This is a genomic window from Chelatococcus reniformis, from assembly GCF_014640075.1.
Lineage (GTDB): Bacteria > Pseudomonadota > Alphaproteobacteria > Rhizobiales > Beijerinckiaceae > Camelimonas > Camelimonas reniformis.
This window is the reverse complement of the sequence record NZ_BMGG01000008.1, coordinates 171446-193048: the sequence shown is the minus strand read 5'-3', so window position 1 is coordinate 193048 and position 21603 is coordinate 171446. Positions and strand designations below refer to the sequence as shown.

17 protein-coding genes and 1 pseudogene are annotated in these 21603 nt (G+C 68.2%); 10 read left to right on the top strand and 8 right to left on the bottom strand.

Annotated elements, in window-relative coordinates; genetic code table 11:
• Positions 1 to 79: 79 nt before the first annotated feature.
• Both IEW34_RS21745 and IEW34_RS21740 read right to left on the bottom strand, forming a co-directional pair.
• A complete protein-coding gene (locus IEW34_RS21745; protein WP_188611320.1) occupies positions 80 to 3601 on the bottom strand; it encodes an ATP-binding protein in 3522 nt (1173 codons plus the stop codon).
• Complete coding sequence (locus IEW34_RS21740) at positions 3601 to 4878, bottom strand: metallophosphoesterase family protein (protein ID WP_188611515.1); 1278 nt, start codon at positions 4876 to 4878, stop codon at positions 3601 to 3603. The genes IEW34_RS21745 and IEW34_RS21740 overlap by 1 nt, the downstream gene beginning before the upstream one ends.
• A 532-nt stretch (positions 4879 to 5410) precedes the next feature.
• Here IEW34_RS21740 and IEW34_RS21735 point away from each other — a divergent pair.
• The 3 genes from IEW34_RS21735 (at position 5411) to IEW34_RS21725 (ending at position 7277) form a co-directional block, all read left to right on the top strand.
• The gene (locus IEW34_RS21735) at positions 5411 to 6244 is read left to right on the top strand and encodes a TIGR00282 family metallophosphoesterase (protein WP_188611319.1); all 834 of its coding nucleotides are present in this window, start codon (positions 5411 to 5413) and stop codon (positions 6242 to 6244) included.
• A 34-nt stretch (positions 6245 to 6278) separates the two neighbouring features.
• On the top strand, positions 6279 to 6905 hold the full coding sequence (locus tag IEW34_RS21730) for a hypothetical protein (RefSeq protein ID WP_188611318.1): 627 nt from the start codon (positions 6279 to 6281) through the stop codon (positions 6903 to 6905).
• A gap of 135 nt (positions 6906 to 7040) precedes the next feature.
• Positions 7041 to 7277: a hypothetical protein gene (locus tag IEW34_RS21725; protein ID WP_188611317.1), complete on the top strand. Its 237-nt coding sequence runs from the start codon at positions 7041 to 7043 to the stop codon at positions 7275 to 7277.
• Position 7278: 1 nt separating this feature from the next.
• Here IEW34_RS21725 and IEW34_RS21720 read toward each other — a convergent pair whose 3' ends face one another.
• Positions 7279 to 7554, bottom strand: coding sequence for a winged helix-turn-helix transcriptional regulator (locus IEW34_RS21720; RefSeq protein WP_188611514.1), 276 nt, complete (start codon positions 7552 to 7554; stop codon positions 7279 to 7281).
• 187 nt (positions 7555 to 7741) lie between these two features.
• Here IEW34_RS21720 and IEW34_RS21715 point away from each other — a divergent pair, with 187 nt between their 5' ends.
• Positions 7742 to 8068 carry a nuclear transport factor 2 family protein gene (locus IEW34_RS21715; RefSeq protein ID WP_188611316.1) on the top strand — a complete coding sequence of 109 codons (327 nt, stop codon included), beginning with the start codon at positions 7742 to 7744 and terminating at the stop codon, positions 8066 to 8068.
• Positions 8065 to 8844: an SDR family oxidoreductase gene (locus IEW34_RS21710; protein WP_188611315.1), complete on the top strand. Its 780-nt coding sequence runs from the start codon at positions 8065 to 8067 to the stop codon at positions 8842 to 8844. The genes IEW34_RS21715 and IEW34_RS21710 overlap by 4 nt, the downstream gene beginning before the upstream one ends.
• Before the next feature lie 97 nt (positions 8845 to 8941).
• Here the strand turns inward: IEW34_RS21710 and IEW34_RS21705 are convergent, their stop codons facing one another.
• Positions 8942 to 9940: a DUF808 domain-containing protein gene (locus IEW34_RS21705; protein WP_188611314.1), complete on the bottom strand. Its 999-nt coding sequence runs from the start codon at positions 9938 to 9940 to the stop codon at positions 8942 to 8944.
• Between the two features lie 359 nt (positions 9941 to 10299).
• On the opposite strand from IEW34_RS21705, the gene IEW34_RS21700 reads away from it, so the two are divergent.
• Together IEW34_RS21700 and IEW34_RS21695 are read left to right on the top strand one after the other, a co-directional pair.
• On the top strand, positions 10300 to 11040 hold the full coding sequence (locus IEW34_RS21700) for an acetoacetate decarboxylase (RefSeq protein ID WP_188611313.1): 741 nt from the start codon (positions 10300 to 10302) through the stop codon (positions 11038 to 11040).
• Positions 11041 to 11094: 54 nt separating this feature from the next.
• Positions 11095 to 12219: a patatin-like phospholipase family protein gene (locus IEW34_RS21695; protein ID WP_244642129.1), complete on the top strand. Its 1125-nt coding sequence runs from the start codon at positions 11095 to 11097 to the stop codon at positions 12217 to 12219.
• 290 nt (positions 12220 to 12509) lie between these two features.
• Here the strand turns inward: IEW34_RS21695 and IEW34_RS21690 are convergent.
• Positions 12510 to 13407, bottom strand: a pseudogene (locus IEW34_RS21690) (cation diffusion facilitator family transporter).
• Positions 13408 to 13794: 387 nt separating this feature from the next.
• Here IEW34_RS21690 and IEW34_RS21685 point away from each other — a divergent pair.
• Both IEW34_RS21685 and IEW34_RS21680 read left to right on the top strand, forming a co-directional pair.
• Positions 13795 to 14877 (top strand): LLM class flavin-dependent oxidoreductase, encoded by a 1083-nt coding sequence (locus IEW34_RS21685; protein ID WP_188611311.1) that lies wholly within the window; start codon positions 13795 to 13797, stop codon positions 14875 to 14877.
• A 75-nt stretch (positions 14878 to 14952) separates the two neighbouring features.
• A complete protein-coding gene (locus tag IEW34_RS21680) occupies positions 14953 to 15768 on the top strand; it encodes an MBL fold metallo-hydrolase (RefSeq protein WP_188611310.1) in 816 nt (271 codons plus the stop codon).
• 103 nt (positions 15769 to 15871) lie between these two features.
• Here the strand turns inward: IEW34_RS21680 and IEW34_RS21675 are convergent, their stop codons facing one another.
• Positions 15872 to 17302, bottom strand: a complete 1431-nt coding sequence (locus IEW34_RS21675; protein ID WP_244642128.1) for a helix-turn-helix domain-containing protein — start codon at positions 17300 to 17302, stop codon at positions 15872 to 15874.
• On the opposite strand from IEW34_RS21675, the gene IEW34_RS21670 reads away from it, so the two are divergent.
• The gene (locus IEW34_RS21670) at positions 17186 to 18865 is read left to right on the top strand and encodes an MFS transporter (protein ID WP_244642153.1); all 1680 of its coding nucleotides are present in this window, start codon (positions 17186 to 17188) and stop codon (positions 18863 to 18865) included. The genes IEW34_RS21675 and IEW34_RS21670 overlap by 117 nt on opposite strands.
• Before the next feature lie 225 nt (positions 18866 to 19090).
• Here the strand turns inward: IEW34_RS21670 and IEW34_RS21665 are convergent, their stop codons facing one another.
• Together IEW34_RS21665 and IEW34_RS21660 are read right to left on the bottom strand one after the other, a co-directional pair.
• Positions 19091 to 20293 (bottom strand): M14 family metallopeptidase, encoded by a 1203-nt coding sequence (locus IEW34_RS21665; protein ID WP_188611307.1) that lies wholly within the window; start codon positions 20291 to 20293, stop codon positions 19091 to 19093.
• A gap of 492 nt (positions 20294 to 20785) precedes the next feature.
• Positions 20786 to 21583 (bottom strand): VOC family protein, encoded by a 798-nt coding sequence (locus tag IEW34_RS21660; protein WP_188611306.1) that lies wholly within the window; start codon positions 21581 to 21583, stop codon positions 20786 to 20788.
• Positions 21584 to 21603: the final 20 nt, after the last annotated feature.

Here is a 21603-nt window from a genome sequence, read left to right as displayed (position 1 = left end):
CTCTCAGCCTTCTTGCCGCTTCCGCAAGGCACGGATCGGTGGCCCCTTTTTTGGGATCATGCTCCCGGCGCCCAAAGCCTCAGCGGTTCCGCCCCTCCTTCGCTTCGCGCCGGCTGACGAACGGGGAGGCGCGCCGGGAGAGGTCGTGGATCTTGACCGTCGGGCACACCCGCGCCGCGATCTCGCAGAGATGGCGATGGTGGGTCAGGTAGATCACCTGGCCCACTTCCGCCATCTCGGCGAACAGCCGGAAGGCCTCCTCCGCCCGGAAATCGTCGAAGGTCTCCATGATGTCGTCGGCGATGAAGGGGACGGCCGGGCGGGCGCGGGCGAACTCGTAGTAGCCTGCCACGCGCAGCGCCAGATAGAGCTGGAAGCGCGTGCCCTTCGACAGCTCCTCGGCCTGCTTGGAGCCGCCGCCGGCGGGCAGCGCGATCAGGGTCTCGCTGTCCTTCACCGGTTGGGTCCTCAAACCCGCATAGGCGCCCTGGCTGATGGCACGGAAGGCTTTGGAGGCGTGCGCCATCATCGAGCTGCGGTGCCGCTCGCGGTACGCATGCAGGGCACGCTCCATCGCGGCGGTTCCGGCCCGCAGGCGCACGTACTGGACGGCGCCCTCCTCGACCTCGAGCAGGATGGTGCGCCGCTGTTCCTCGATCTCGGCGACCCTGGCGTCGCCCCCGACCGCCTCGATGGCGTCTGCCGCCTTGTTGCGGGCGGCAAAGAGCTCATGGCAGCGCCGGTCGTAGTCGTCGAAGCGGGCCCTGAGTTCGATGAGCTCCGTCTCCAGCGCGGCCCGGTCCGCCGCATCGAGCACGCGCTCGGCTTGCGCCAGCGTGGGCGACCGTAGCGCATCGACGATCTCGCGCTCGGCGTCATCGGCCTGGCCCTGCAACGCGGTCCGCTGTTCGCTCGCGCGCAGCTTGGCCTCGACGTCGACCAGGGCGGCGACGCCGAAATGCGCCGTCATCTCGCTCTTGCGCCGGCCGAGCACGGCCGCATCGTCGGCAAGGGACTGCTGTCGCTGCTGCGCCGCCGCGCGTCTGGCGCTCACCTCGTTCCTTCGTGCCTGCGCGGCCCGCGCCGCGTCGATCCGCTCGGCGATGCGCGTCTCCAGATCAAGCGGGTCCGCGCCGGCAGCCGCAATGGCCATGGCGCTCGCAACGGCTTCGACCTCCCTGCGGAAGGCGGCCCGGTCAGCTTCCATCTTGTCGATGCGGTCGACGAGGCCGGCCCGTGTGGTCACGGCAGGTCCGAGCTCGGCGAGCGCGCCGAGGATCTCGCGCACCGCGGCGAGGGCCGGCGCCTCGCCGCCTTCGCCGAGCCAGCAGCGCGCGCAGTTTCTGCCCCACGCGATGGTCCAGCGCCGCTCGTCGGCGGCCGCCTGTCGGCTGGCGGCATCGCGGCTGGCGAGCTCGCGCTCGGCCTCCACGACCGCATGCCGCAATGCGGCGAACTCCGCTTGCCGTTCGATGGCGGCCTGGGCGGCGGCCAGGAGCGCGTCGACGCCGGCGTTGCCGGCGTGGGGGACGCTCGCCGCCGTCAGCGCCGCAGACACGGTCGCCTGGATTGCCGCGCCGTCTGTCTCCGCCTGGCGCAGATCCCGCTCCGCCGTCTCGGCCGCGGCCTTGGCCGCGAGTGCGGCGCTCCGACGCGCCAGCCAGGCCTGCAGCTGTGCTGGTGCCCAATCGTCCGGCAGCATCGACGACAGGCCCCGGACCGCGTCGGCAAAGCCGAGGCGCAGCTCCTCTAGGCGCCGTGCAGCGGCCTCCTGCAGCCGTGCCTCGTGCGCTTGCGCGGCCGCGCCGACGGCATGCGCCTGCCCGAGCCGATGCAGTCGGGCCAGCTCCGTCAAGTGGCCCATGCGGGCGGCGGTGACGATGTCGTCCCGCCGGAAAGCTGCCTCGAACTTGTCGGCGCTCTCCGCATCGAGACTGCGCCGGTGGACCGCCCAGGCCTGCTCGCGCTGCGTCCGGATCGCCGCCGCGTCCTGATCGGAGACGATCCCGGTGGCGCCGCCGACGGCGTCCCGTTCAGCCTCGAGACGGATGGTTTCAGCGTCCAGCCGCGCGAGCTCGCTGTCGTGCCGCGCCAGGCGCGTCTCGGCATCGTCAAGCGCCCGTCTCCAGTACTCCACGGCGTCTGCGTCAAGCGCCGGCGCGGCGGCCAGCTCGCCGGCCTCGCCGCGCCAGGGGCCGAGGCCTCGTATGCGGTCCGCCAGCAGGGCCTGCGCCGCATCGCGATCGCGCTTCGCCAGCCGGACGCGAGCCGCATGATCGCTCGCCCGGGCCTCCGCCATGGCGGCCGCGAGCCCGGCCATGTCGGTGGCGCGTGCGGCGCCATCGCTGCCAGCCGCCGCGTGGAGCCTGGCGCGGGCGGTCTGCAGGCGGCGCCGCGCCGCCGACAGTTCCGCGCCGGCTGTTCGCAAGGCCGCGTCGATGCCGGAGCGGGCCTCGATCAGCGACCGCAGGGCGGCGGTCGTCGACGCCGGCAGCAGCAGGCGCCGAGGATCCGTCTCGGCCTCGCGCTCGAGGCGGGCCAGCAGCCCCGAGATAACGAGCTCAGCCGCTCGCAGCTGCAGACGTCGCTCGGGCACGTCCTGCTCGGCGGTGACGAAGCGGGCACGCAGGTCGCCGAGGCGCCCGGCCTTTGTCGCCAGGCCGAGCGCCGCCGCGTCGACTACGATTGCATCGATGTCCCGCGACAGCTGCTCGGCCTCGGTGGCGGCCGCCCGCAGGCGCACGTCGAGTTCGATCTCCTGGTCGCGCAGCCGCGGCAGGTCCTCGGCCCAACCGCGGGGAGCATCCGGCACGTCGGCCAGCGGCAGGAGCCGCTGGCGCAGAGCGCGGAGAGTGGCGAGCCGCGGCAAGGCCCCCAGATGGCGCTGGATTTCGTCAATCCGGGCCTGGGTCTGGCCGCGACAGGCGAGGGCATCCTGGTAGTGGGCGGCGGCGCGATCGCGCGTGTCCACCAGCTGTCGATGGTCGGATGCCAGCGTGTCGATCCGCTCGCGCTCGGCCTTCAGCTCGGCCAACCGCGCCTTGAGCTCACCGAGCGCGCCATTGTGCGCCCGCCGCTTGTAGAACCGGTCGGCCTGCGCCCGCACGTCAAGGAGGCTGCGGCTCAGATCGGCAAGCCCGGCACTGGCCGAAAAGAGCAACTGGCCGAGATCGCCCTTGCTCGCCAGGATGCTCTCGCCGCCGGCCTCCAGCGTCTCGTCGTCCAGGCAGAACATGGTGCAATAGGAGTCGCGATCGATGCCGAGCTCCCCGGCGATGATGCTCTCGGGAAGCGGCTGTCCCTGCCGGTCGAGCAGGCTGTTCTGCAGCCGCTTGATGCGGCCGAGCTCCTGCACCCCGTGCGCCAGCTCCAGCGCCCCGTCGATCCGCATGGTCGCGTAAGGGTGGAGGAAGTTGAACGGGCTCTGGGGCTTGATGCCGAACAGAAGATCGAGGAACGCCGCCAGCGCCGTCGATTTTCCGGCTTCATTGGGGCCGTAGATGATGTGCAGGTCCGGCTGCTTCGCCGCCCGCTCGCCGAAGTCGATGCTGTGCCCGGTGAACTTGCCGTAGCGCGTGAGGTCGAGACGTTGCAGGCGCATCAGGGCTGGACACCTCTGTGGCCTGCGTGCAGGCGGGCGATCACGTCGTCGGTGCCCTCCCGGGCCAGGCTGGCGAGACGGGCATTGAACTGCGCCTCGTCGGCGCCGAGGACATCCCGGGCGCCCCCCGGGAGCTGGGCCTTGAGCTCCTCGGCGATGGCCACGAGCTCGGCCTTGAAGGCGTCGGATTGCAAGATGTCCTCGCCGATGAGGCGGTGAAGCTCCACGAGCGGATCGGCTGACGAGCCGGCGTCGGCCCCAGGGGCCTGGCAGTCGACCTCCAGCTTCTCGACCCACGAGGCGCCGATGCCGGCGGCCCGCTCGTCCGCTTCCGCCTTGAGCAGATCGAGGTCGCGCCGCATGCGCCAGGCGAGCGCTGTCGTCCCGGCGAGGCGCAGGCGCACCACCAGATGCTCCGCGGCGCAGCGCTTGCGGGCGCGTTCGATGGCGTGGCCGAGCAGGGCGACGAGGTCGGGCCAATCCTCCACGCCGGTGACGTCGAGGGCGATCCGCTCGAACTGCGCAAGGCTGGTCGGCTTCTCCTCGATCCGGATCGAGCGGTCGTCGCCGATGGTGACCAGGGTCACGGACTTGGGGCCGGCCTCGTTGACGTCACGGCCTTGCGGCATGCCCGGCATGACGATCGTGCACGGTCCCTCGACGACGGCGCGCCGATGCACGTGGCCGAGCGCCCAATAGTGGAAGCCGGTCGCCTTGAGGTCGGCGAGGCTGCAAGGGGCGTAGGGATCGTGCCCCGGGGCCCCGGCGAGGCTCGTGTGGAGAATGCCGATGTTGACGGCGCCGGCCACGGCCGGTCCGTATTTCGCGATCAGGCTCTCGGGCGCGCGCGGCTGGGCGAAGCTCAGGCCGTGAATGGCGACCGGGAGGGAGCCGGCATCCCGGTCGACGAGGACGGTTTCGGCCCGGCCGCCGAAGACCTTGACCGATTCGGGCAGGGTGAGTTCCGTGGTGATCCGCGAGAGCGCGTCATGGTTGCCGCGGATGACGAAGACACGGATTGCCGCCTCGTGCAGACGCCGGATCTGCTCGGCGAGGAAGCGCGCGGTCTTCATCGATGTCTGATCGCCGTCGTAGAGGTCGCCGGCTAGAAGCAGCGCGTCGACCCGCTCCTCGAGGCAGAGGTCAACGATGCGCACGAAGGCCCGCCGGGTCGCGTTGCCGATCAACGCGGCGAGGCCGGGATCGCGCATCGCGAGCGAGCGCAGCGGCGAATCCAGGTGAACGTCCGCCGCGTGGATGAATCGAAACGCCGCTATCTGAGCCTCCCATGAACCGCGGAGCGTGGGTGCGCGGACGGCTCTATATCACAGCGCTGGAAAGGCCGTCGTGTGCCGACCGCACGGAGACGAAGCGCGTGAGGCCGGGCAAGCGGCCTGCGCGGCAGGCCGGCGCCGCGCGCAAGCCGGACAGGCCAATTGCTCCGCAGTGGACCAGACAGCCCGACGCGCGCCCAAGCGAACCGGCCAACCGATTGACCAGCGCGGCTCCTGCCCTGCCAGCGCACCGCCCGCGGCAGCCCTTGGGCCCGGCATGCGGCGCCGCGAGTCGGACTTTCCCCAGCTGCGGTGCTGCCGGATCGACGCGGCCGCTTCGGCAACGTCGGGCCCTTGCATGAGGTGGTGCCTCGACCTACCCGTAGAGTGCTTTGCGACCGGGTGGAATCACCCAATCGCAAAGGAAGCGCTCCGGAACGAGGGGGTTGGAGCGTTTCCCAATTGGATGATCTCGTCCGATTGCGAAATGCTCTTGCTGCCGGCAGCGCAGTTGCGGTCAATGGGGAGGCGTAGCTTGCGAATCCTGTTCATCGGCGATGTCATCGGCCGAGCCGGCCTCGATGCGATCGCCGCGCATCTGCCCGGGGCCATCTCCGACTGGAGGATCGATCTCACTGTCGTCAACGGAGAGAACTCGGCTGGGACCGGCTTCGGCATCACGGAGCAGGCCTACGACGAGATCGTCGCCGCGGGAGCGGATGCGGTAACGCTGGGCAATCACACCTGGGCGCGCAAGGAGACCGTCGAGTTCATCGGCCGGGCGCCGCGCCTCATCCGGCCGATCAACTACCTGCCGACGGCGCCGGGGCGGGGTGCCGGGCTGGTCGAGACCAAGGGTGGGCGGCGGGCGCTCGTCATCAATGCTCTGGGCCGGCTGTTCATGGATCCGGCGGAGGACCCCTTCGGCATCATCGACCGTGAGCTCAGGGCGCGGCCGCTGCGCCGCTCGGCTGATGCCATCGTTGTCGATTTCCACTGCGAAGCCACCAGCGAGAAGCAAGGGGCCGGGCATTTCTGCGATGGCCGCGTCAGCCTCGTGGCCGGCACGCACACGCATACGCCGAGCGCCGATCATCGCGTCCTGCCGGGCGGCACCGCCTACATCACCGACGTCGGCATGACCGGCGACTACGATTCCATCGTCGGCATGCGCAAGGACGGGCTGCTCCGGCGCTTCACGACCGGGATTCCGTCCGGCCATCCCGAACCGGCGAGCGGGGCGGCGACCATGTGCGGCGTCGCCGTCGAGACCGACGACGAAACCGGGCTGGCGCTGCGGATCGCGCCGGTCCGCATCGGCGGCGGGCTCGAGCCCGCGGTGCCGGCGTTCTGGACCAGCGGCGCGTGAGGCGCGCGCCGGACGAGCGAAGGGCGAAACGGGCATGAGGGCGCCGCGGACGGTGCGAAGCGCCGAAGCGCTGGGCCGTATCCAGCTCTCGCCTTCGTTCTTCATGCGCGATTTTCTGTACAGCGAGATCGCCAACGTCCACGGCATCCCCAACCTGCCCGACCACCCCGATCTGGCGATCGCCGCAGGGCGGCGGCTCTGCCAGGACCTCCTGGAGCCCTTGCAGGCGACCTTCGGCCGGATCGCGATTCGATCCGCCTACCGCTCCCCGGCGGTCAACGACTACGGCAACCGGCACGCGTTGAGCTGCGCCTCGAACGAGCGCAACCGCGCACGGCACATCTGGGATCGTCTCGACGGGAAGGGCATGGGCGCCATGGCCTGCGTCGTCGTGCCCTGGTTTGCGGTGCGGCTCGAGCAGGGGACGCCGTGGCAGGCCATGGCGTGGTGGATCCACGACCATCTGCCGTACAGCGAGCTCCAGTTCTTCCCCAGGCTCGGCGCCTTCAACATCGGCTGGCACGAGGCGCCCCGGCGCACGATCTACAGCTTCGTGCCGCCGAGGGGCTATCTGACCAAGCCGGGCTTCCCCAATGCCGCAGGTAGCCACGCGGGCCAGTATGAAGGGTTTCCGAGGTTGTGCCCCCCGGCCTCGTGTTGATGCCGAGGAGCCCCTCTGCATGGGCCCCCGCGCCATCCGCTCCGTCCCGTAGCACAAGCAGTAGATGCCGGCAGGGGCGCGGCCTGCTAAAGGTATGCTGGACGACTAGCGTTACCTTGCATGCGAGGGGGCGCCATGCCTGGGCACGATGACCATCCCACCACCGCGGCCATCTCCATCGTGACGGAGGCCGAGATGGACGAACTCGCCGCGCAGCTGAGCGCCGGCGACGCGTTGATCGCGCAGGCCGTCGCGACCCTGGCGGAGACACTGCGTGACGCCGGCCATAGCGAGGAGGTGATCAGGCAGCGCCTCACGGAAGCCGTCGCCGAGCTCGCCAAGGGCCGGCCGTGGGCCCGGCCCCGCAGCTAACTCATCGCGCTCCCGCGCGCTGCCCGGCCCAGGTGAGCAGCGCATCGAGAGCCGGGCAGAGCGCCTGTCCCCAGTCCGTCAAGCCGTACTCGACCTTGGGCGGCACCTGATGATGCACGATGCGGCGCACGATGCCATCGCCTTCCATCTGCCGCAGTTGCTGGATGAGCATCTTTTGCGAAATGCCCGGGATGGCGCGTTCGAGCTCGGAGAAGCGCGCCAACTTGCCGCCGAACAGGTGGAACAGGATCACGAGCTTCCAGCGGCCCTCCAGCATCTTGAAGGCCTGTTCCACGCCGTCGGCCGCGGATGCGGCGGTATATTCGACCTTACCCAAAGGTTAGTACCCTACTTTTTCGTGCGTTCTTGTTCTTTGGTAAGTGTAGGGGCATCTTTCCCGCGCAACAACCGCTGTTGCGCGGCCGCACGCGGCGTCCGCTTGAGCCCACTGAAAGGGAACGCGTATGTCGCTCGATCTGCCGGCGCCCGTCGCCGCCTACTTCGCCGCTGACAAAGTTGCCGATGGCGCCATCGCCATGTGCTTCACCGACGAGGCCGTCGTGAAGGACGAAGGGCACGCCCATGCCGGCCGCGCCGCGATCGCGAAATGGCGGACGGAGGCATCGGTCCGGTACAGTTATACGAGCGATCCGGTCGCCGTCGCCGTCGAGCCGGCGCGGGTCGTCGTCACCAGCCGGGTTACGGGCAATTTTCCCGGCAGCCCCGTCGACCTGCGTTATGTCTTCGTCCTCGCCGGCGACAAGATCGCCTCCCTGGAGATCGCGCCATGAGCCTCGATCTCGGCCTCGGCGGCGCCCGGGCTCTGGTGACGGGCGGCAGCAAGGGGATCGGTGCGGCCGTCGCCGCCGTCCTGCGCGAGCAGGGGGCGCGAGTGATCGCGACGGCCCGTACGGCACCTGACGCCAGGAGCGGGGGTGGCTTCATCGCAGCCGACATCACCACGGCGGCGGGGTGCTCTGCGGTCGCCGAGGCCGTGCTCGCCCGGCTCGGCGGGATCGACATCCTCGTCAACGTGCTCGGCGGCTCCTCCGCGCCGGCCGGTGGCTTCGCCGCTCTCGGCGACGACGAATGGTGGGCAGAGCTCAATCTCAACCTGATGTCGGCGGTTCGCCTCGATCGTGCGCTGGTGCCGGCGATGATCGCCCAAGGGTCCGGCGTCGTCATTCACGTCACGTCGATCCAGCACCAACTTCCGCTGCCGGAATCGACGACGGCCTACGCCGCCGCGAAGGCTGCGCTGTCGACCTACAGCAAGAGCCTGTCGAAGGAGGTGACACCGAAGGGCGTTCGTGTGGTGCGGGTTTCCCCCGGCTGGGTGGAGACGGAGGCTGCGGTTGCACTGGCCGAACGTCTCGCCCGGCAGGCCGGGACCGACTACGAGGGCGGTAAGCGGATCATCATGGGTTCACTTGGTGGCATCCCGCTCGGCCGCCCGGCGCAGCCGCGGGAAGTCGCCGACTTCGTTGCCTTTCTCGCCTCGCCGCGCGCAGGCGCCATCACCGGCAGCGAACACGTGATCGACGGCGGCACCGTTCCGACCGCCTGAGTGAGGGGGCCGCTGCCCTTGGTCGTCAGCCACGAGGCAGCCCCGAGTCGCAGCCTCGGGGCGTCCTCCCGCCGAGGGAAGGGAGGGATGACGCGCGTTAGACCGCGCGGGCCGGCGCGACCCGCGCCTTGACCCACCTCCACAAGGGCGAGACGCCGTAGCTCATCGCCGGAATGGTCAGCGCTCCGATGGCGAGGCCGGCGAGGCCCGCGCCGGCCGCCTGCACGAGCCAGGAGGCGAGGGAGCCGATGGAGGGAAAAGCGTGCGCCGTCTGCTCGCCGGCCGCGTGCAGGAGGTGGCTCAACCAGCCGTAGCCGTAGCTCTCGAAGCCGTGCAGGACGATGCCGCCCCCCACCCAGATCATGGCCGCCGTCCCGATCAGGCCGAGCGCCTTCAGGAAATACGGCATGCCCTGGACGAGCCCGCGGCCGATCAGCCGCGACAGCGCGCCGAGCGGGGAGGGCGACGCGGCGCGGGCGAGCGCGAGCCCGAGGTCGTCGGCCTTCACGATCAGGGCGACGACGCCGTAGACGGCCACGGTGATGAGGACGCCGACCACGGCCAGCACCACCGCCTGGGTCGCCAGAGGCGCATCGGGGATCGTGCCCAGCGCGATGGTCATGATCTCGGCCGAGAGGATGAAGTCGGTCCGGATGGCGCCGGCGACCTTCTGGTCCTCGAACGACTTGGCGTCGAGGCTGATCGTCTCGATGTCGGCCTCATGCGCGTGGGCGGCATGGGGGAAGGCGAGCTGGTAGACCTTCTCGGCCCCCTCGTAGCAGAGATAGATGCCGCCGATCATGAGCAACGGCATGATGGCCTGGGGCAGCAGAAGGCTGAGCGCGAGCGCCGCCGGCAGCAGGATCAGCAGCTTGTTCCTGAGCGAACCGACCGCGATTCGGCCGATGATCGGCAACTCGCGCGCGGCGGAGAAGCCGGTCACATAGCGCGGCGTCACCGCGGCGTCGTCGATGACCACGCCGGCTGCCTTGGTGCCGGCGCGCATCGCCTGGCTGGCGACATCGTCGAGCGATGCGGCCGCAACCTTGGCCAGCACGGCGACGTCGTCGAGAAGGGCGATCAGGCCGACGCTCATGGGCTTCTCCGGGTTGCGTGCCGCGAAGGGTCGAGCAGATCGGTGCCGGCCTGCGGCCCGGGGCGCGGCACGTCGTCCCGAGAAGTGAATCCGTAGCTAGCGTCGATGTCTAACATTTGTATGACGAAGTATCAGATCTCAGCGCCGGGAACAAAGATATTTGCGCGATCGTCAAAATGATCTCAATAGGGCGCGGGGCGACCAATGCTAAGTTTGCCTTTGCCAAGGTTGCATACGCATTATTCTGAACAGGCGCAGCGTCATCGGCTTGTCACGCTCGACGATAGATTACGCGCAGCCGCGGTGCAATCAGCGCGCTGAACGCCGGTGGCCGGATTCTCCCACGCGGAAGGGCAGACATGAAGACCGAAGACGTTCGCCGCGCCTATGCAATGCCCCTCGCCAATCCGGCCTATCCCAAGGGGCCTTACCGCTTCATCGACCGGGAGTATGTCATCGTCAGTTACCGGACCGATCCGGAGGCGCTGCGAGCGGTCGTGCCCGAGCCGCTCGAGATCGCCGAGCCGGTGGTCAAGTACGAGTTCATCAAGATGCCGGACTCGACCGGCTTCGGCGACTATACCGAGACCGGGCAGGTGATACCCGTCCGCTTCCGCGGCGAGGAGGGGGTCTACGTCCACGCCATGTATCTCGACGACGACGCGCCGATCGCCGGCGGACGGGAGATCTGGGGCTTTCCCAAGAAGCTCGCGTCTCCCAAGCTCGTCCACGAGGGCGAGGTGATCGTCGGCACGCTGCACTACGGCACGGTGCTCTGCGCCACCGCGACCATGGGCTACAAGCACCGTGCCCTCGACCCGGATGAGGTGGCCCATTCGCTGGCCAAGCCGAACTTTCTCGTCAAGATCATCCCGCACGTGGATGCGCGCCCGCGCATCTGCGAACTGGTGCGCTACCATCTCAAGGATATCAGTGTGAAGGGGGCATGGTCCGGCCCGGCCGACCTTCAGCTGTTCCGGCATGTCATTGCGGACGTGGCGCGGCTTCCCGTGCTAGAGGTCGTCTCTGCCGTGCATTTCATTGCTGACCTCACGCTCGGTCTGGGCGAAGTTGTGCACGACTATATGAGCCAGGGCTGAGCGATAATGGACATGACCAACCCGGCGCGAAAGCGCAGAAGCGAGTTGCCTCCCATGGCGGAGCTGCTGGCTTCCTATCAGTCGGTGGCACTGGTTCTCCAGGGCGGCGGTGCGCTGGGCGCCTATCAGGCCGGCGTCTTCCAGGCGCTCGCCGAGGCCGGCATCAGTCCCAACTGGCTGTCGGGCGTGTCGATCGGCGCCATCAACGCGGCGATCATCGCCGGCAACCGGCCGGGGAACCAGATCGACCGGCTGCGGGACTTTTGGGAGACCGTGTCGAGCCGCAGGGTCTGGCACTTCACCCCCGAGGGCGACGTGTTCCGCAAGCTGCGCAACCAGGCGAGCGCGCTGCTGACGATGTCGTCGGGCCTGCCGGGCTTCTTCAAGCCGCGCGAGATCAACCCGTGGCTCCAACTCGCCGGGGCCACGGGCGCCACCAGCTTCTACGACACGGCCGAACTGGAGCGGACGCTCGATCGCCTGATCGACTGGGAGGTGTTGAACGAGCGCGAGCGCCGGCTCAGCGTCGGCACGGTCAACGTCCGCACCGGCAACTTCCGCTATTTCGACAGCGAGATCGAGGTGATCGGGCCGCGGCACATCATGGCCTCGGGTGCGCTGCCGCCGGCGTTCCCTGCCATTCTGATCGAGAACGAATACTATTGGGATGGCGGCATCGTCTCCAACACGCCCTTGCAGTATCTGCTGGAGCAGGAGGACGTGCGCGATACCCTGGTGTTCCAGGTCGACCTGTTCAGCGCGCGCGGCATCATCCCGCGCGACATGGCGGATGTGGTCGCGCGCCACAAGGACATCATGTATTCGAGCCGCACGCGCAACAACACCGATGCGTTCAGGCGCATGCACAATCTGCGTCTCAAGCTATATCAGGCGCTGTTGCGCGTGCCGCCCGAGGCGTTGACGGATGACGATCGGGAATTCCTCGCCGTTATGGCGGCCGATGTGCCGCAGATCAACATCGTCCATCTCATCTATCAGCAGAAGATCTACGAGAGCGACGCCAAGGACTACGAGTTTTCCGGTACCTCTATGCGCGAGCACTGGCATTCCGGCTACGAGGACACGCGCAAGACCTTGCAGCATCGCGCCTGGTTGGTGAAGCCGCCGGAATCGATCGGCATGGCGGTGCACGACGTCCACCGCGACGACCCGAGCTGATCCGTCCCGGCGGCCCCTTGACTGCGCGTAGCGGCGATCGGCGGAGGGGGCCCTTTGCACCCGCGACCGACCGCGGGCTGAGGTTGAGCCCTGGTGCGGGCTGTCGGACGCCTGCCGCCGCCGACAGGACAGGCGGAGCGCGGCATGGCGTCCGGGCATTCCCGGCGGTTCGTTCTCGGCGCTTGCCGCCCGGCCCGGCGCAGACGATCGCGGCGCACAGCGGCCTTGGGTACGTTGCCGCCGGCGACCGGGAAGGGCCTCGGTTCGTGTCACGGCCACCGGGGCGCCGCTCATTCCGCCCACTCCGGGTCGGTCGTGAAGACGATCGTCAGCCAGCGGTCAGGGCCTTCGCCGCCGATCGCTTCGCCGATGTCATCGCGGATCAGGTCCCAGTCTTCCGACCGCTTGGGCGGCCCGCCGGCCGGGACGATGAAGTAGAGTTCGATCTGCCGGCCGCGGCCGACCCGTGCGACATAGGCTCGATAGGAGATGAAGCCGTAGCGGCGCACGATCTCCTGCGCGATCTCGTCGACATGCTGCTTGAGGTCGGCGGGCGTGACCAGCAGGACGTCGGCCAGGGCCTGCCGCACCGTCCCGATGGGCATCGGGATCACGACGATACATACCATGGCCAGAACGGCGGGATCGATATAGGGCGACAGCCAGGCCATGGGGGTGTCCTGGATCAGGTAGCCGAAGATGAACGCGACGAGCAGCGCCGCGGTCAGCAGAGCCGACATGAGCCAGGCCCGCGCGTCGAGCGCCAGGAAGGCGGAGTTGAGGGTGCGGTTTGCGCTGGTGCCGAAGATCGTCATGCCGACCGCGGCGAGGACGGTGACCGCCGCGTAGGCGATGGCGTGGTCGAAGGCGAGCGGCCGCCCGCCCGCCATCAGTCGCCGCTCCCATCAGCAGGACGCCGTTCAGACCGAGCACCATGGGCTCCAGGTGCCAGAAGCCCATGGTGAACCGTTCCACCAGCCGGCTTCTGGCGGGGTCGCCGCTGGTCGAGGCGACGATGAGGTTCGACACCAGCAGCGCCGCGATGGTCATGGTCGCGTCGGTCAGGGAGTAGACGCCGTCGAAGATGATCGAAGACGAGCCCGACAGCAGGCCGAAGAGGATGCCGAGGCCGGCCAGGGCCAGCGTGACGGCAATCGAAATGCGAAGGACACCTTGCTCCGTCGTCATCCTGCGGGCTCCTGATCCATCCCGATTCGTTCTGTAGCCTGCCGGTTCCGTTATGGACCGCACCTGTCGCGATCCGATAGCGAGCTTCGTCGCTGTTGCGAGGACCGGGATTGCCGTTGGGGCGCGGACGTCGAAGAGAACCCGAGCTCGAACCGCGTCATCTGCGGGCCCGATCGTCGGCGAGCCGGGACCCGCCCATGGTCCCATCGGCCGACGATCGCCGGGACGAGGCCGAGACATTGTCGCTCCGCGCGAAAGAATTTGATCGTCGAAGCATTGCGTCTGGTTGTCGATTGCCGGGCAATGCCGCCGATGCGAGCCATTACGAGCGAACCCCGCCCTTCTTTCGAGCGGCGCAGGTAGTGATCGAATTAGGAGATGCGTCGCATGAGACTCGGCGTTTTTCTTCCCAATGGCCAGAATGGCTATGTGATCTCCAAGAACAGCCCGCAGTACATTCCAAGCTGGGAGCACTGCCTGGCCATCACGCGCGCCGCGGAGGAGATCGGCCTCGATTTCATCCTCTCGATGATCAAGTACCGGGGCTTCGGCGGCGAGACTGGCTATTGGGATTCGTGCCTGGATTCCATCGCGCTCGCTTCGGGGTTGGCGGCGGCGACCAGCCGCATCGAGCTCTACGCGACGGTCCCGGTGCTCGGCGTCCATCCGGCCATTGCTGCGCGCATGATCACGACCTTCAACGATATCTCCGGCGGGCGCGCCGGCGTGAACATCGTGACCGGCTGGAACCAGCCGGAATATGCGCAGATGGGCCTATGGCCATCGGCCGACTATCACGACAGGCGCTACGAGCTGACGGGTGAATATATCCACGTGATGCGCGAGCTCTGGCGCACCGGGCGCTCGAACTTCAAGGGCAAGTATTACCAGCTCGACGACTGCGAATGCTTCCCGACGCCGGGCCGCGAGATCCCCATCGTCTGTGCCGGCCAGTCGCCGAAGGGCGTGAAGTTCACGGCCGAGCATGCCGAGTACAACTTCGTCTTCGGCGGTCCGGAGAAGCTACGCGACATCGCCCAGCCGGTGCTGACGGAATCGGCAAAACTCGGCCGCAAGGTCGGAACGCTGGCGTTGGTGACGATCATCGGTGCCGAGACCGACGAGGCCGCCGCCCGGCGCTGTCAGCACATCGTCGACGGGGCCGATGGCGAGGCGTTGATGAACATCGTCAGGAGCGCCTCCATGGACAGCAATCCAGGGGGCACCAGCAAGCATTTCCGCGACGGCATGACCGCCGATGTCACCGAAGGAAATCTTGCCTTCATGGGGTTTCCGGTGATCCACGGCTCCTGGCGGAGCATCGCCCGGCAAATCCTTGAAATCGAAGCGCGGACCGGCATCGGCGGCATGCTGCTGACCTTCCCCGATTTCGTCGACGGCGTACGCGCCTTCGGCAGGTCCGCCCTGCCGCTGCTGCGTGAGGCGACGCCGGCGGAGATGGTCGCCTGACCGTCAAAAGAGGACGGCGACATGGGGGCCTGCCGTCGTCGAGGCGGCTGGCAGGCGCAACGTCGGGACAGTTCAGTGGATGCCTTCATCTGTACCACTTGCGGCACGCAGTATGCCCCGGCGGAGGCGGAGCCGGCGCAATGTGTCATTTGCCATGACGAGCGCCAGTTCGTCCTGCCCTCCGGGCAGGCCTGGACGACGCTGCGAAAGCTGCGCCGCTCGCACATGACGGCGTTCCGTCAGGAGGGCGAGTTCATCGGCATCGGCGCCGTTCCTCAAGTGGGCATCGGCCAGCGCGCGCTCCTGGTGCGCACGCCCGCCGGCAACGTGCTGTGGGATTGCATCGCCCTCATCGACAGCTCGACCATAGAGTTGATCGACGGGCTGGGTGGGCTGGCGGCCATCGCCATCTCGCATCCCCACTACTACACGGCGATGGTGGAATGGAGCCGCGCGTTTGGCGACGTGCCCGTGTACCTCAACGCGGCGGACCGGGAATGGGTGATGCGGCCCGACCCGTGCATCTCGTTCTGGGAGGGCGACGCGCGGGAAGTCCTGCCGGGGCTCACCTTGCTGCGCGCGGGCGGCCATTTCGAGGGCGGCGCGGTGCTGCATGTCGCCGAGGCGGCGGGCGGGAGGGGGGCCATTCTCTCCGGCGACGTTCTCCAAGTCGTGCCCGATGGGCGCCACGTCGCCTTCATGCGCTCCTATCCCAATTTCATCCCGCTGGGCGCGGCATCCGTTCGCAGCCTCGCGGCGCGGATCGGCGCCTGGTCCTATGACGCGATCTACGGCGCGTGGTGGGACCGCGTCATCCCGGCCGAGGCCGAGGCGGCGATGGCGAGGTCCGTCGCGCGCCACATCCATTGGCTCGGGCGCGACGATATCTGACCGCGGCCCCAGGGACGCGATCATGGAAGGGACGCGATCATGGAGATCAAGCACCCGGCCGGCGACATGACAGGCAAGCCGCATCGGGGCGATTGGACCGCGGTCATCCGGGCCGCGGCAGGAGATGCAGCGTCTCGGTGCCCCCTGGCCCCGATCCATCCTGGCCGCCCAGACCGGCGCGGCGTCGCACCTCGCGCGGGGTCACGCCGAATTGCGCGCGGAAGTGCCGGCTGAACTGCGCCTGGTCGCCAAATCCCCAGCGATAGGCGATCTCGGCGATGGTCTCCCGGCGAGCTACATCGGAGAGCTGCTCGCGCGCAGCTTTGAGCCGCAACTCGCGGATCCAGCGCCCGATCGTCAACCCGTCCCCGCTGAACAGGTCGTGAAGATAGCGCACCGAGATGCCGCATCCCGCCGCGATCGTCTCCGGCGCGAGGCTGCGCTCGTGGAGATGCTGACGAATGAAGCGCTCGATCCGCGCCAGATGGGCGCGCTTCACGGTCGACTCTCCGCTCGCGACGATGCGCTCGTCGCCTTCGAGCGCGAGTCCGACCAACTCGACCACATGGCTGCCGAGTCGGGCGTGCATGCGTCGATCGCTCTGGCCGAGATGCCGGGGCAGGGAGCGCAGGGTGTCGAGCAGCAGCCGGCCGATGCCGCGCCCGGCATCGAATGCACAGGAGGAGAAGCGGTCGATCGAGCGCACATGCCGGGTGAGATCGCCCGCCCTCACCTTGAGCACGAGCAACTCGTTGGCATCGGCATGGCCGAATTCGTAGGGCAGGCTGCCCCGCTGCACGATGAAGTGGTCCTTTTTGCACGTGAGCGAGACGCCGCCCTGACTGAACTCGGTCCCCGACCGCAGGGCGAAGGTGATCAGGAGATCCTCATCGGCAATGCGTTTGAGGTGGTGTCGTTCGCGCCGGTAGCGCACCCCCTCGGTCAGGAAGTGAGACAGCGAGGTCGTGGCGAGATCCCATTGCCGCAGGCGGCCGTTGAACCGCGACGGCTCACGAATGTCGGCGGAGAGCGGAAACAGCGTCGCGGTCACGGACTGGGACCAATAGCGAGCGCGTTCGGCATGAGGAACGTGCGCCGCACTGTATTCGTTCATCATGGAGGCAGCCTCCTCGATCGACGGATGCAGGACTGAGAGCCTTTCGAGCAAGATTTGGGCCGCCGCTCTCCGAACCGCTTTCACCGGGCGTCGGACTGGTGAACCGCGGCTGTTGCAGAGATCCAGGCCGGTCGTGCGCGGTGCTCGAGGCGAATGCCGAGCGTGCTCGCGATCGCGGGCGGCGCCCGGCCGCTGCCGCCGCCCCGAAGAAGGCCCCATCCTGCCCGGAATTCGTTCATTTCTACGGGTTACAGATGGTTTGCGGGCTGTGCCCGTGGTGATGTCGGCGATGCGCTTCAGCTGTCGGTCTGGAAAGGTCTTGTCTTGCTCAACGGTATCGGCGCCCCCCTGCGCATCCCTCTGTTTCGGCGGATCTGGTCGGCGAGCCTCCTGTCCAATCTGGGCCTCATGATCCATGGCGTTGGCGCTGCCTGGGCCATGACGCGGATGACCTCGTCGGCCGACATGGTGGCTCTGGTGCAGACGGCGCTGATGTTGCCGGTCATGCTGCTGGCGGTCACGGCCGGCGCCGTCGCCGACATGTTCGATCGGCGCATCGTCGGGCTGTTGGCCATGTCGCTCGGCCTGACGAGCGCCGCTACGCTCTCGGTGCTGACGCATCTCGACCTTCTGACCCCCAACGTCATCCTGATCTTCACTTTCCTCATCGGCTGCGCCATGGCCTTGTTCGGCCCGTCCTGGCAGGCATCGGTGAGCGAGCAGGTGCCGCCGGACACGCTGCCGTCCGCGGTGGCCCTGAACGGCATCAGCTACAACATCGCCCGTAGCTTCGGACCGGCGCTGGGCGGTATTATCGTGGCGACCGCAGGGGCGGTGGCGGCCTTCGTCTGCAACGCCGTGCTGTACCTTCCGCTGCTCGTCGTATTCTTCCTGTGGCGGCGCGACGTCGAGCCGTCGCGGCTGCCGCCGGAGCGCCTCGGCCGTGCCATCGTCTCGGGCGTGCGATACATCTCGCATTCGCCCTCGCTCCGCATCGTGCTGTGGCGGACCCTGGCCACCGGCATCTGCGGCTCCTCGGTGCTCGCGCTGATGGCGCTGATCGCCCGCGACCTGCTGGGGGGCGGGGCGCAGACCTTTGGCATGATGCTCGGCGCATTCGGCATGGGCGCCGTGATCGGCGCGCTGAACATCGAGACCGTCCGCCGGTTCATCACCAGCGAGACGGCGATCCGCATCAGCGTGGTGACGATGGGGCTCGGGCTCGCCATCGTCGCCGTGAGCCGTGCGCCGGTGCTGACGGCGGCTGCGCTGGTGGTGGCCGGCGCCGGGTGGATGCTCGCCATCACCCTGTTCAACATCAACATCCAGCTCTCGGCGCCGCGCTGGGTCGCCGGTCGCGCGCTGGCCACCTTCCAGGCGGCGATTTCCGGCGGCATCGCCATGGGCAGCTGGTTCTGGGGCCATATCGCCGACGGCTTCGGCACCGACTATGCGCTGCTGTTCTCTGCTGCGGCCCTGCTGCTCACCCCGCTGCTCGGGTTGTGGCTGCGCATGCCGGCCGCCGGCAGCCGCGACGAGCAGACGGTCGATCCGTTGGCGGACCCCGAGGTGGCGCTCTCGATCAAAGGCCGCAGCGGGCCGATCGTGATCGAGATCGAGTACCGGGTCGATCCGCAGCGGGCGCGGGAGTTCTATGGCGTGATGCAGGAGGTGCAGGCGAGCCGGCAGCGCAACGGCGCCTACGGCTGGTCGATCGCCCGCGATCTCGGCGACACCCATCTGTGGACCGAGCGCTATCACTGCCCCACCTGGAACGATTTCCTGCGCCAGCGCAGTCGCGCAACGCGCTTGGAGCGGCAGCTATTTCAGACGGCGTCCGACTTCCATCTCGGCATCGAGCCGATCCGGGTGCGCCGCATGCTGGAGCGGCCGTTCGGATCGGTCCGCTGGAAGGATGAGACGCCCGATCGTGCGCCCGACCTGCTGCCGGCCCAGGCCAACGTCGTCAGCGGCGTGTGAAGCGGCGTATGTGACCTCCCTAGAGCATTTCCGCGTTTCTTCGAATCGCCGAAATGCTCTATCTGTTTGATTTGGCGCGCTTTCTTCACGCGAACCGGTGTCCACTTCGCTGGAAAACGCTCTAAGCCGCGCGTGACCGGTGACGGGGCCGGAGGACAGGGGGCCGACAGCGCCCTCTCACCCGGTCGCGGACCCGGGGGGCATGATATGGTCAGACGCCAGCACTCACTCGGGGTAGTCGGCCGGCCGTTCCGGGGGCGTGCGGTTGTAGAAGATGAACACCAGCGGCGTGCCCGGCTCTGCCGTCGCATCCGTGCGGTAGCCCGACACCTCGCCGGCGACGCCGCTCGTGTACTCCGCCACGACCTCGCCGAAGGTGTTGCGCTGGATGGCAAGCTTCTGGCCGACGTCCACCTTGTCGTTCAGCTTGACCAGGAGTTCGACGAAGCCGCCTCGCGTGGCCAGCACGATGTGGCCGCTGTCGGCCACGAACACGTCCGAGTCGCGCCCCGTGCGGCCGATCGGGCCGGCGATGATGCCATGGTGCTTCAGCACGTTCGTCGTGCCCTCCACGAAGCGCGGGATCATGGCGTGATCCAGCACCCGCGGCGCACCGATCTCGGGCGTGAACGCAGGGATCCCCGCATCGATGAACGCATTCGCCAGCAGCGTGGGATAGGCGGGATCGTCGAAGATCTGGTCGATCGGATAGAGCTCGGCCATCGCCCGCACCTCGGGCAGGTCCATGCGGGCCAGATGGAACGCCGTAATATCCATGCCGGTCGCTGCCGTATGGCAATCGATGGCATAGTCGGCGTTCGGCCGCAGCAGCCGGTTGAACAGCAGCCCGGCGTGCCGGCTGGGCGCGCTGGCGCCGTTCTCGTTCCCGGGCCATTCGCGATTGATGTCGATGAGATCTATGCCCCGGCCAGAATTGGGCCAGCGGCGCGCCATGCCCTCCAGGGCCGGCCGGGAGACGTCGAGAACCGCCGTCACTGTGCCGGACATGGCGGCAGGGTCGAGCTGGCTCATGACGGTCTGGATCATATGCACCGGGCTGATCTCGTCGCCGTGCACGCCGCTGACCAGGACGACGCGCTTGCCGGCCTCTGCTCCCTTGGCGACGACGACGGACACATACCAGTGCTGTCCGGTCGGCATCTGCACCCCCCGGAAATAGAAGTAGTGCTTGCCGGGAGGCAGGTCGCCGACGTCGAGCGCGCTGACGACCTTCTTTCCCTGGATCACGTCGCCCGTGTAGACGGTTCCCTGCGGCGTCGGCTGGGCGGCGCCGGCGGCCCGCGCCGGCGCGCCTTGCGCTGTCGCCGCTCCGGTGCCGGGGGCGAAGGCCGCCGCCGCGCCGACCGAGGCCACGGTCGCGACCATGAAATCGCGGCGATCGAGCCCGTCCTTCGAGTCGTCCGGCATGGCGAGCGCTCCTACGTGCATGCATCCGAGGGCTCGGAGCCTCTCGGAGCGCGAATGAGCGCTTTATCCGTTGAGAGGCGCCTCGTGGCTAGATGGGGTCGCGGGATTTCAGGGCAGTGCTACACCGGCAAGCGGTCCCAGCCCGGCGCCTGCCGGCGGTTGCCCGTCTCCTCGTTGTGATGAGCTGGCGGTCGCTGGAGAAGCCGGAGCGAGATGGCGTTGTGCGCGAATGTCGATGGGGTCGTGGTTGTCGATCGAAGGCTTCCATGAAAGCGCGGAGCGGGTCGGACGCGATCCATCCGACGCTGTCGCATGAGATGAGCGCGCGGCCAGCTCAGTCGCCCAAGGATGGTCGTGAAGAAGCTGCGGTCACGAGTATGGGTGGGAGATGCGTCGGACAAGCGAGCTGATCTTGCGCGACGTGGATCATGGCGCGTGAGGCGACGGTAGCGTCACTCCGTCGGGGCGTGGTCGAAGGCGCCTTGCGCCTCGTCACGCACTCTGGGCATGCGGAGGCGCCCTCAACTCGAAGACGATGCCGAACATCTCGACGCGGTCGGCAGCGACGGGGTAGCCGCGCTCGCGCGCCCTTGTCACGATCGAGGCCGGGTCGCGGACCGTGAGGCGCAGGGTGCTCAGCGTCTCTCGCGAGGCGGCTGGCGCGCTCATGAAGCGCAGGGCGCACATGTCGGTCGCAATGCGAAAACTGCCGTCATCGAGCGGGACGGCGTCACGCTCGAGGAGTTGCGCCCAATGGGCCGCGAGGCCGACGACATCCGGGCTCGACAGCACCATCTCGTCGATGCCGTAGGTCTCATCCATCCGCACGGCCTGCTGCCAGGCGTAGCCGCCCGCCGCGTAAAGGCGGTTGTGGATCAGTTCCTCGCCGACGGACCGATCGAACTCGATCATCGTGGCGCGGCAGTCGCGGGGATGAAGCTGGAAGCACAGGAAATCGTCATGATCGGAACGCCATGCCAGGCGCACGCCGAGCCGCTCGGCGCGGGCCGCGCGCTGCTCCGGATCGGAGCAGTTGAAGGCGACCATGTAGGCGCCGAGACCCCCCTCGCGCTTGAGGAAACGCGCCGAAGGGGCCCCGTCGTGCATCGGTGCCATCACTTCGATGAAGGCCAGCCCGAACGGGAACATCGCGTTGACGACTTCGAGCACGGCGGCGCCGGGGTCCTCGAACGCCAGCTTGACGCCGAAGACGAACGGAACATCGCGCTTGGCCCGTTCCAGATCATCGGTTACCAGCACCACGTGGCGTAGACGAAAGTAGTCCGACATCGACCGTCAATCCTCTCTTC

Coding starts and splice junctions, on each gene's coding strand:
- IEW34_RS21745 (WP_188611320.1), bottom strand. CDS start 3,601: ATGCGCCTGCAACGTCTCGACCTCACGCGCTACGGCAAGTTCACCGGG.
- IEW34_RS21730 (WP_188611318.1), top strand. CDS start 6,279: ATGAGGGCGCCGCGGACGGTGCGAAGCGCCGAAGCGCTGGGCCGTATC.
- IEW34_RS21725 (WP_188611317.1), top strand. CDS start 7,041: ATGCCTGGGCACGATGACCATCCCACCACCGCGGCCATCTCCATCGTG.
- IEW34_RS21720 (WP_188611514.1), bottom strand. CDS start 7,554: ATGCTGGAGGGCCGCTGGAAGCTCGTGATCCTGTTCCACCTGTTCGGC.
- IEW34_RS21715 (WP_188611316.1), top strand. CDS start 7,742: ATGTCGCTCGATCTGCCGGCGCCCGTCGCCGCCTACTTCGCCGCTGAC.
- IEW34_RS21710 (WP_188611315.1), top strand. CDS start 8,065: ATGAGCCTCGATCTCGGCCTCGGCGGCGCCCGGGCTCTGGTGACGGGC.
- IEW34_RS21705 (WP_188611314.1), bottom strand. CDS start 9,940: ATGAGCGTCGGCCTGATCGCCCTTCTCGACGACGTCGCCGTGCTGGCC.
- IEW34_RS21700 (WP_188611313.1), top strand. CDS start 10,300: ATGAAGACCGAAGACGTTCGCCGCGCCTATGCAATGCCCCTCGCCAAT.
- IEW34_RS21695 (WP_244642129.1), top strand. CDS start 11,095: ATGGCGGAGCTGCTGGCTTCCTATCAGTCGGTGGCACTGGTTCTCCAG.
- IEW34_RS21685 (WP_188611311.1), top strand. CDS start 13,795: ATGAGACTCGGCGTTTTTCTTCCCAATGGCCAGAATGGCTATGTGATC.
- IEW34_RS21675 (WP_244642128.1), bottom strand. CDS start 17,302: ATGGATCATGAGGCCCAGATTGGACAGGAGGCTCGCCGACCAGATCCG.
- IEW34_RS21665 (WP_188611307.1), bottom strand. CDS start 20,293: ATGCCGGACGACTCGAAGGACGGGCTCGATCGCCGCGATTTCATGGTC.
- IEW34_RS21660 (WP_188611306.1), bottom strand. CDS start 21,583: ATGTCGGACTACTTTCGTCTACGCCACGTGGTGCTGGTAACCGATGAT.